Annotated in this window: 10 protein-coding genes; 8 read left to right on the forward strand and 2 right to left on the reverse strand. The window is 46.3% G+C overall.

Annotated features, from left to right (window positions below):
• Positions 1 to 143 precede the first annotated feature (143 nt).
• From AB1797_10330 to AB1797_10340, 3 genes are all read left to right on the forward strand, one after another.
• Positions 144 to 533: a hypothetical protein gene (locus tag AB1797_10330; protein MEW5768000.1), complete on the forward strand. Its 390-nt coding sequence runs from the start codon at positions 144 to 146 to the stop codon at positions 531 to 533.
• A 69-nt stretch (positions 534 to 602) separates the two neighbouring features.
• Positions 603 to 1,613 carry a flagellar motor switch protein FliG gene (fliG, locus tag AB1797_10335; protein MEW5768001.1) on the forward strand — a complete coding sequence of 337 codons (1,011 nt, stop codon included), beginning with the start codon at positions 603 to 605 and terminating at the stop codon, positions 1,611 to 1,613.
• A 53-nt stretch (positions 1,614 to 1,666) separates the two neighbouring features.
• Positions 1,667 to 2,497, forward strand: coding sequence for a FliH/SctL family protein (locus tag AB1797_10340; GenBank protein ID MEW5768002.1), 831 nt, complete (start codon positions 1,667 to 1,669; stop codon positions 2,495 to 2,497).
• A gap of 107 nt (positions 2,498 to 2,604) precedes the next feature.
• Here the strand turns inward: AB1797_10340 and AB1797_10345 are convergent, their stop codons facing one another.
• Together AB1797_10345 and AB1797_10350 are read right to left on the reverse strand one after the other, a co-directional pair.
• A complete protein-coding gene (locus tag AB1797_10345; GenBank protein ID MEW5768003.1) occupies positions 2,605 to 2,757 on the reverse strand; it encodes a hypothetical protein in 153 nt (50 codons plus the stop codon).
• 106 nt (positions 2,758 to 2,863) lie between these two features.
• On the reverse strand, positions 2,864 to 2,986 hold the full coding sequence (locus AB1797_10350) for a hypothetical protein (protein ID MEW5768004.1): 123 nt from the start codon (positions 2,984 to 2,986) through the stop codon (positions 2,864 to 2,866).
• Here AB1797_10350 and fliI point away from each other — a divergent pair.
• From fliI to AB1797_10375, 5 genes are all read left to right on the forward strand, one after another.
• The gene (fliI, locus tag AB1797_10355; GenBank protein MEW5768005.1) at positions 2,974 to 4,293 is read left to right on the forward strand and encodes a flagellar protein export ATPase FliI; all 1,320 of its coding nucleotides are present in this window, start codon (positions 2,974 to 2,976) and stop codon (positions 4,291 to 4,293) included. The two genes, AB1797_10350 and fliI, sit on opposite strands and share 13 nt — an antisense overlap.
• Before the next feature lie 241 nt (positions 4,294 to 4,534).
• Positions 4,535 to 4,978 carry a flagellar export protein FliJ gene (gene fliJ, locus AB1797_10360; protein ID MEW5768006.1) on the forward strand — a complete coding sequence of 148 codons (444 nt, stop codon included), beginning with the start codon at positions 4,535 to 4,537 and terminating at the stop codon, positions 4,976 to 4,978.
• 50 nt (positions 4,979 to 5,028) lie between these two features.
• Positions 5,029 to 5,595 carry a lytic transglycosylase domain-containing protein gene (locus AB1797_10365; protein MEW5768007.1) on the forward strand — a complete coding sequence of 189 codons (567 nt, stop codon included), beginning with the start codon at positions 5,029 to 5,031 and terminating at the stop codon, positions 5,593 to 5,595.
• On the forward strand, positions 5,579 to 6,172 hold the full coding sequence (locus AB1797_10370; protein MEW5768008.1) for a hypothetical protein: 594 nt from the start codon (positions 5,579 to 5,581) through the stop codon (positions 6,170 to 6,172). Before AB1797_10365 ends, AB1797_10370 begins: the two co-directional genes overlap by 17 nt.
• A gap of 837 nt (positions 6,173 to 7,009) precedes the next feature.
• A partial coding sequence (locus tag AB1797_10375; GenBank protein ID MEW5768009.1) for a hypothetical protein occupies positions 7,010 to 9,326 on the forward strand: 2,317 nt, incomplete at its 3' end.

Consider the following 9,326-nt stretch of genomic DNA (forward strand, 5'->3'; position numbering starts at 1 on the left):
CTTGTGGTTGTCCGTCTACGGAACGGACATGGACAAGCACGGACAGGGACAAGCCCTGTCCCTACACTTCCGCCTTCTGTCCTGTGTTATTTATCCGTGCTAATTCGTGCATACCTGAACGGTTACGAAAAAGGAGAGGTAAAATGATCGAATTATCCGGCCCTCAAAAGGCGGCTTTATTGATGCGCAGCCTGGGAGAAGAGATTGCTGAAAAAGTTTTCAGTTACCTGGAAGAAGAAGAGATTGAGAGGTTGACTTTAGAGCTTACGCATCTACCTGAGGTAAATGAAGAAGAACGGGCAGAGGTTTTGACCGAATTTCAGGAAGATATGATCGGTCAGGAGTTTATCTCTAATGGTGGGGTGGAATACGCTTATGAGGCCCTCTCGCATACCTTTGGAGTAGAGAGGGCGGAGAGGGTTATTTTCAGACTTACTGCTTATTCACGACTTATGCAAAAGGGTTCTTACCGTTTCTTAAAGGATATGGAGCTTACTCCTTATTTGTACGACGGTCAGGGGAGAAGAGAATAGAATAGAATACAGATGCCTTTGTCTGTGTTCTGGGCGCTGTATTTTGTCATCTATTGAGGGAGGAATGTTATGGCCGAAGTCGCCGAGGTTCAACTTACCGGTCATCAGAAAGCAGCCATGCTTATACTTATCTTGGGGAATGAACTTTCTTCAAGTATCTTGAAACTTATGAAATCAGAAGAAGTGGAAAAGCTGGTTATGCAGATCGCTGGAATTCCCAGGATTGGCTCGAATGAAACTGAGGCGGTTTTAAAAGAGTTTCAAGAAAAAATTATGTCTCAGCAGTTCGTTCATATGGGCGGTTCTGATTATGCGAGACAGCTTTTATCTCGCGCTTACGGTGATGAAAGGGCTAATGAGATTATGTCTAACTTGAGTTCTTCTATTGCCGCCCTTCAAAAAGGTAGCCCCCTTGAGTTTCTGAAGACAGTGGACTCCACACAACTTTTAAGCGCCATCCAGAGTGAGCATCCTCAAACTATCGCCCTTGTCTTAAGCAATCTACCTGCCAAAAAAGCCACTGAGATCATGGCTAAGCTTTCAGAAGACATCCAGGGTGAGGTGAGCAGACGAATTGCGCTTATGAAGCCTGTTTCCCCTAAGGCCCTTCAAGGAGTGGCTAAGATTCTGGAAAAAAAGATAGGTAGAGTGGAAGCAGGCGCCGTAGGAGTTATGGGCGGCATTGATACCCTCGTTAATATGTTGAAGATGAGTAAAGAGTTAGAAAAAGAGGTCCTGAGTAAAGTGGAAGAGACCGACCCGGAGTTAGCGGAACAGGTTAGAAAGAAGATCTTCCTCTTCGAGGACATCCTTTTGCTGGACGATCGTTCAGTCCAGACGGTTTTACGGGATGTTGATTCGTCGGATTTACCTGTGGCGCTTAAAGGGGCTACGGAAGAGATTCAGGAAAAGATTTTCAAGAATATGGCCCAAAGAGCCGCCCAGATGGTCAAAGATGAGCTTAGTTTTCTGGGGGCAGTCAGGCCGAAAGATATTGAGGAGGCCCAACAGAAGATAATCGCTGTAATCAGACAGTTGGAGGAATCGGGTGATATCGTTATCCCTCGGGCAGGAGAATGATGAAAAGGATAGTAACTACTTACTGGATGCCTGAGTAGACAAAGGAGATTAAGGTGATCAAAAGGGTTTATCGTTCCCTTCCGTCCGGGCCTCGTTTAGTTATCAATGGTCAGCCTACCCAAATCGCTGGTAGGACTGTCCTGGAGAGCCTTCAGCATCGGATTAAAGAGTCGGAAGATAAGTTAAGATCCCTTAATGCTAAGGTCGCTCAGAAGAGGGCCGAACTTGATGAATTTTCAGCTAAAATATCCGAAGAGATGGTTCAAGAAGCCCAGTCCCGGGCTGATCGGATAGTGGCAGAGGCTAAGGCTAAGGCTGATGAAATGGTCAGCAGCGCCTCTAAAGAGAAGAAAACTGTTTTGGAAGAGGCCCGGGTTCAAGGGGCGCAGGCTGGTGAAAAAGCCGGGTTTGAGGCTGGATTTAAGGAGAGTGCGGAGAAGGCTCTGGGGTTGATTAAACGGGCGGAGGAAGTCCTCCTTGAGGCGGTACATAAGCGGAATGAAATTATTAAAGAAGCGGAAGCCGAAATAATTGAATTGGTCATTTTACTGGCTGAAAGGGTAATTAAGACAGAGTTGACTCAAAATAAAGAGATTATTAGGGGGAATGTCTCGGCGGCGGTAAAGCGAATAACTGGAGAAGGAGAGATTACGGTTAAGGTAAACCTGAGTGACTTGGAATTAACTGAATCCAGGAAAGAGGAGTTTATCGCCGGGCTTTCCGGGATAGAGGGCATAAAGATCAAAATAGATCCCACCATTACGCCTGGTGGATGCAAGATTGAAACAAATTTTGGGATCATTGATGCCCAGATCGAGACCCAATTTGATCAGGTAGCCGAAGGTCTCAGGGAGGCCATAGGTGAAGAGGCACTGGGCGAGTAAGAGGTCTGACGAAAGCGATGCTCTCCTCGGCAAAATCCAGGAGGCAATATAGGTGAAGAGGCAATGGTCGAGCAAGATGAGGAGTCTGGTCTGGTTCATCGTTTGGGTCAATCGGGATAGAGTTCACCGTCTATCCAGTCCCCAGAGTCCACACCGTCCACATAGTCCACATCGTCCACAGAAGGCAGCTCGCCGGCTACCCGTCTATGCCGTCCACATAGTCCACACCGTCCACAGGAGGCAGCTCGCCGGCTACCCACTTAGAGTGGCCGATGGGTCAATGGGGATAGAGTTTACCGTCTATACAGTCCCCATAGTCTACATCGTCCACATAGTCCACACCGTCCACAGGAGGCAGCTCGCCGGCTACCCGTCTATGCCGTCCACATAGTCCACACCGTCCACAGGAGGCAGCTCGCCGGCTACCCGTTTAGAGTGGCCGAAACGATGAACAAGGTCAGAAGTCTTAAGATAAGATGCCATCTGCAATTCTTAACAGGTATCGCCCTGTAATTGAACAGACTGAGCCGATTAGGCTGGGCGGTAGGGTGACCAAGGTAATTGGTCTAGTGATCGAATCTATTGGCCCCCCGGCCAGGATAGGGGAGATATGTCTTATTAGAATACCGTCTGAGTCAAGGTTTATTCGGGCGGAGGTAGTTGGCTTTCGAGGGAATGCCACCCTTCTGATGCCCATTGGTGACATGGCCGGGATTGGGCCTGAATGTGAGGTTATTGCTACTGGAAGGCCCCTGGTGGTTCCGGTGGGAGAAAAGTTGAAGGGCCGAATCTTAGACGGGATTGGTAATCCAATGGATGGAAAAGGCCCGCTTTTTTGCCGGGAGAGGCGTTCTATTTTAGCTGATCCTCCGGATCCCCTCAGAAGACGGCGGATTACAGAGACCTTAAGTGTCGGGATAAAGGCGATTGATGGGGCCTTAACTATCGGTCGGGGGCAGCGGGTGGGTATCTTCTCTGGAAGCGGGGTGGGAAAAAGCACCTTACTGGGGATGATGGCCAGGTTTACCGAGGCGGATGTGAATGTGATTGCCCTCATTGGAGAGAGGGGAAGAGAGGTGCGTGATTTTTTAGAGAAGGATCTAGGGGAAGAGGGATTGGCCCGGTCAGTTTTGGTAGTGGCCACTTCAGATAAGGCGCCCCTGGTTAGATTGCGAGGGGCCTTTGTAGCCACGGCTATTGCTGAATATTTCCGTGATCAGGGATTAGATGTGCTGTTGATGATGGATTCAGTGACCCGATTTGCCCGGGCTCAGCGGGAGGTAGGTCTGGCTATTGGTGAACCACCGGCTACTCGGGGATTTACCCCTTCTGTCTTTGCCATCCTTCCCAGGCTCCTGGAACGTTCAGGGACATCAGAAAAGGGAAGCATCACCGGCTTCTACTCTGTCCTGGTTGATGCCGATGATATGAATGAACCCATAGCTGATAACTGTAGGGGCATTCTTGATGGCCATATTGTTCTTTCCAGAGATCTAGCCGCCCGGAACCATTATCCGGCTATCGATCTTCTTCAAAGTATCTCCAGGCTAATGATCGATATTGTCCCTCCTGAACACGAGAAAACGGCCAGACGGCTCAAAGAGGTTCTTGCGACTATGAAGGAAGCTGAAGACCTGATTAACATTGGAGCTTATGTGAAGGGAAGCAACCCCCGGATCGATTTTGCCCTGGGGATGATTGATGAAGCGAATGATTTCCTTAAACAGGGTATCTGGGAGAAGGTGGATTACAAGATTATAGTGAATAGACTGTTAGAGATGCTTTCGGAAGATTAACTCTAATGTAACCGTTCAGCCACAGATGCACACAGATGAAACACGGAAAATCCGTGAGCCGTGTCCGTGATTCGGGTCTGTCCTTAGGCTGTAGGGACAACCCTTGTGGTTGTCCGTCTACGGAACGGACATGGACAAGCACGGACAGGGACAAGCCCTGTCCCTACACTTCCGCCTTCTGTCCTGTGTTATTTATCCGTGCTAATCCGTGCAGCTATACCTGAACGGTTACACTCTAATTATGCCTTTCAGATTTAGATTCCAGCGAATTCTGGAGATCAGGGAACATAAAGAGGAAGTTCTAAGAGGAGAACTGGCCGAGGCTAGACGAAGGCTCTCCCAACAAGAGCAGTTAGTAGAAAGGATAAAGAAGGCCCATCTTGATTGTTTGGATGAGCTTCGCCAAAGGAAAAAAAAAGGTATCTTCCCGGAAGAAATCCGCTGGTATCAACGGTATTTGAATAAGCTGCTTTTAGATATTGCGGCTGCAGAAGGAAAACAAGAGAGCCTTTCCAAAGAAGTCGAGGCGGCCAGGGAACGATTAGTGAAAGCCTCCCAGGATAGAAGGATTATGGAGAGATTGAAAGAGAGAGCGCTGGAGCGATATAAAGAAGAAGAGGCCTTAAAGGAACAGAATTTTCTGGATGAGTTAGGTATTGCTATCCATCACCGACGGCAAGAATAAATTGAGGGTTAAGTTTTACCCTTTATAAAGTCGATAAGGATAAAGGAGGGGTGCGCTTGTCTATCCAATCTGTATTGAGTCGAATTGAACAGATACAGGATAGATTTGATTCCTTTTGGGCGAATACTGTGTCTGTTAAGCAGGTTATTAAGGGAGAGGAGGGAGAAAAGTCCAGCTTTCAGAAGGTGTTAAAGGAAGTAATTAGTGGGAAAGGAGCTTCAGACTACTCTTCCTTGATTAACACCTATGCCCAAAAATACAACTTAGATTCCGCTCTTATCGAGGCGGTCATCAACACAGAATCGGACTTTAATCCTGAGGCTGTTTCTCCTAAAGGGGCGCTGGGCTTGATGCAATTAATGCCGGCTACGGTCAGGGAACTGGGAGTGACCAACCCCTTTGATCCAGCTCAAAATATAGAGGGGGGAACAAGATACCTTCGCTCTCTTCTGGATGAGTTTAAGGGAGACTTGCCCCTGGCCCTGGCTGCCTATAACGCCGGAGCTAAGACGGTTAAAGAGCAAGGTGGAATCCCTCCCTTTAAGGAGACTCAGGATTATGTGAAGAAGGTGCTTGGAGACTACCGGGGAGGGGGCTTTAATGGGGGAGGCCGGTAAAGTAAACCTTTCGGTAATTATTCTTCTATTGGTGATTCTCGCCTTAATAGGAGGAGGTGTCTTTCTGCTTGACCGCTATGGTGTTTTAAGCCTGGAGAAGATTGCCTATCCGGCTTTGGCTAAACTGCCGGTAGTGGGGGGATCCTTTAAACGACCCACTGCCATGGCCGAGACGAGCCTCGATGTCTTAAGAAGGAAGGAGTTTGCTAATATTAAGCAGTCTCTTGAATCTCCACGAAAAGAACTGGAAGAGAGAGAGGCTAAATTAAAAGAAAAGGAGGAGAAGCTATTAGAAAGAGAAAAAGAATTAATTGAAAGAGAGCAAGAACTGGCTCAAAGTAAACGGGCTTTGGAAGAAAGGACGGTCAGATTTGAAGATCAGGAAAAGAATCTGAAACGTTTGGCTGCCCTTTACCAGAATATGAAACCGGCTCAGGCAGCTCAGATCCTTCAAGGATTGGAGGATCCTGTTATTATTGATATATTTAACTTTATGGACGACAGCCTGGTTGCCGTCATTATGATGAATATGGAACCGACCAGAGCAAGTCAGCTTTCTCGTAAGATGAGTAAATAAGGCCACGGAAGGCGCCATACAATCTATTAAAATTGTTAAAGTGCCTTGTCGTGGTCTTTTTGTTTGTGTCTTAATGGCGAAGTAGTTACCGATAAACTTAGGCCTATCCCAAAACCGATCCGAGGTTTTGAGATAGGCTCTTAATCCCAATCATCGCAGCACTTAATTCAACCTAAATCATCCCTTGAACGGGGATGAGGCAACGCAGCAATGTACTCACCAGAATATCTTCGTCATCTTACATGGCAAAAACTGTCCGCAGGTGATCCCTCTAAGCGAAATCCACGCCCTGATTACCCGAAAGGGCCTTCCTTTAACCTTATTCTAAACCAACTTCTGTTTACTCCCTCCCCACAGACTGAAAAAATCACTCATAACTTAAGAGAACTAATCCGAACAGCAGGGAAAGATTATAAACATTCACTGGGACTCCTTTCAGAGACCCTCCAGATATTGGGAGTTAAAAATATCTCTCCTCAAAAGCTGTTAGGTGAAGTCCCCTTTTTCACGCCAGAGAAGAAAATAAGACAGCCACACCCTGGGAATTTCTACATTCGAATCCTACCTAAACCAAAAAATCAAAGAGAAAAGACCTTAGGATTGATAAGAGAAGTGATAGAGAACCTTTCCGAGTTGGAGAGAGAGATCACTGCTGCCAAACCTCAGTTAAATGGAATCCTTAGTGATATCAAATTCATCATCAGAAGGGAAGACTTTAAGTTCTTACCAAACAAGGTAACTAAACTGAAAAAGGCAATTAATGACTCTTCTGACCCAAATAATAGCCCGGTTGTTTCTTCTTCAGGGAATCAGAATCTATCTAAGATCGAGCCGTTAGTGGAAATAACTAAAGGTATTAAGGTGGAGGAGGAAAGACTGAGGGAAGAGGTTGGAAAATTGGAAAAGGGGCAGAACACTCCTCTGTTAAAGGAATTGCTGGCCAAAATATCCAAATTGGATGATGAACTGGTTCGGAGGATAAACGAAATTTCAGAAAAGGTCGGGAGTAAAGAATCCGTATTTAACATAAGTTCTCAAAAGTCTTTTCTTGATTTGCTTCATAAAAGAGAAGATTTAAGGAAATTATTGGTCCAAAAGATAGATGATGTGGATAAGATTCAATGGCCAAGGCAAAAAGATAGCTCATTTCTTCACGTGCTGAAAGAAGGAGTAGAAGAAGTAATTAATCTGGTCTCAGGGCTGCTTGAAAAAATAGTCCCCCTGCCGGAATTAACTAAGTCTAATCAAAAAATGACTCAACCGTTAGAAAAACCTGGGAAAGGTGTAGAGTCGATATTGTCTTTAGTTCAAGAGATAAGTGGGCTGACTCAAGAAATGATCCAAAAGTTGGAGGAGATAGAGGAAGATGTTGGTGAGGTAAGAAAAGATATGGATGGCATGGAGGCCAGAATAGAGAAGTTGACAAATTTAAGCCTTAAGTTGAACCAGCAGGGGCGCAGGATTTATAAAGACAGTAATAAGATTAGACAAGCCAAAACAGCGATCGAGCCTGCTGACTTTCTTTCCCTGGCAGATCAACAATCCCCGAAATCAGTTAAGGTGATGGAGACTCTAAAAGAGGAAGAGGAGATTAAGAAAGTAGAGTATACTGAAGAGAATGGAGTAAATACTGATAAGGCGGGAGAGCCTTGGAAATTTGAATCCAAGCCAATGGGGGTTGAAAGTACGGATAGTTTTGGAGAGGATATGGTGGAGACAGATGGAAGTAATAGGTCAGATGAGGCGGCGAAGCTAAAGAAGGATAAGAAGATAAACCAGGCTGAAGAGAGGGTTGTAGAAGCAGAACTCGGCGAGAAGGAAGCAACTTCTGATAAGATGACTGAATCAGGGGCGAGGAGCATTGTTTTGCTCAGTCGGGATAGAGACCACTGTCCATATAGTCCACCTAGTCTACAGTCCACAGAAGTGTATTATGTAAAAGAGACAGAGACAGATATTATTGGTCCATATAGTCCACCTAGTCTACAGTCCACAGAAGTGTATTATGTAAAAGAGACAGAGACAGATATTATTAGTCCACATAGTCCACAGTCCACAGAAAGGCTATTAACCGTGGACCGTTTTAGAGTGGCCGAAACGATGAATAAGGCCGAATTAGGCAAGACCCCGGATGTTTTGGAGCAGGAAGTAAGTGATGAGGAAGTCGAGGCTGGGAAGATAGGGGCTTTGGAGGTTGAAGCTAAAGAAGCAGAGATTAAGGAAGTAAGCGATAATGAGGTTGAGGCTGAGAAGATTGAGGCTGGAGAGGTAGAAGTGGAGGAAAGAAGCGATGAGGTGCTCGAACCACCAAAGATCGAAGCCGAAGGAACAGAAGCTGAGGGAGCAAGCGATGAATTGGTTGAGTTTATGAAGAGCGAGGTTGGAGGAGCCGAGGTTGAGGAAGCAACCGAGAAGGCAGTCGAGCTTTCGAAGATCGAGGCTGAAGAAGGAGAGGTTGCAGAAGCAGGCGATGAGATGGTTGAGGCGGCGAAGCTAAAAAAGGATAAGAAGATAAACCAGGCTGAGGAGGGGGTGGTAGAAGCAGAACTCGGCGTGAAGGAAGCGACTTCTGATAAGATGATTGAATCAGAGGCGATGAGCATTGTTTTGCTCAGTCGGGATAGAGACCACTGTCCATATAGTCCACATAGTCTACAGTCCACAGAAGTGTATTATGTAAAAGAGACAGAGACAGATATTATTAGTCCACATAGTCCACATAGTCCACCTAGTCCACCTAGTCTACAGTCCACAGAAGTGTATGATGTAAAAGAGACAGAGACAAATATTATTGGTTCATATAGTCCACCTAGTCTACAGTCCACAGAAGGGCTATTAACCGTGGACCGTTTTAGAGTAGCCGAAACGATGAACATGGCCGAATTAGGCAAAATCCCGGATGCCTTGGAGCAGGAAGTAAGTGATGAGGAAGTCGAGGCTGGGAAGATAGAGGCTTTAGAGATTGAAGCTAAAGAAGCAGAGATTAAGGAAGTAAGCGATAATGAGGCGGTCGAGGCGGCGAAGGTGGAGGCTGGAGAGGTAGAAGTGGAGGAAAGAAGCGATGAGGTGCTCGAACCACCAAAGATCGAAGCCGAAGGAACAGAAGCTGAGGGAGCAAGCGATGAATTGGTTGAGTTTATGAAGAGCGAGGTTG

The organism is bacterium, from assembly GCA_040753085.1.
GTDB lineage: Bacteria > UBA9089 > JASEGY01 > JASEGY01 > JASEGY01 > JASEGY01.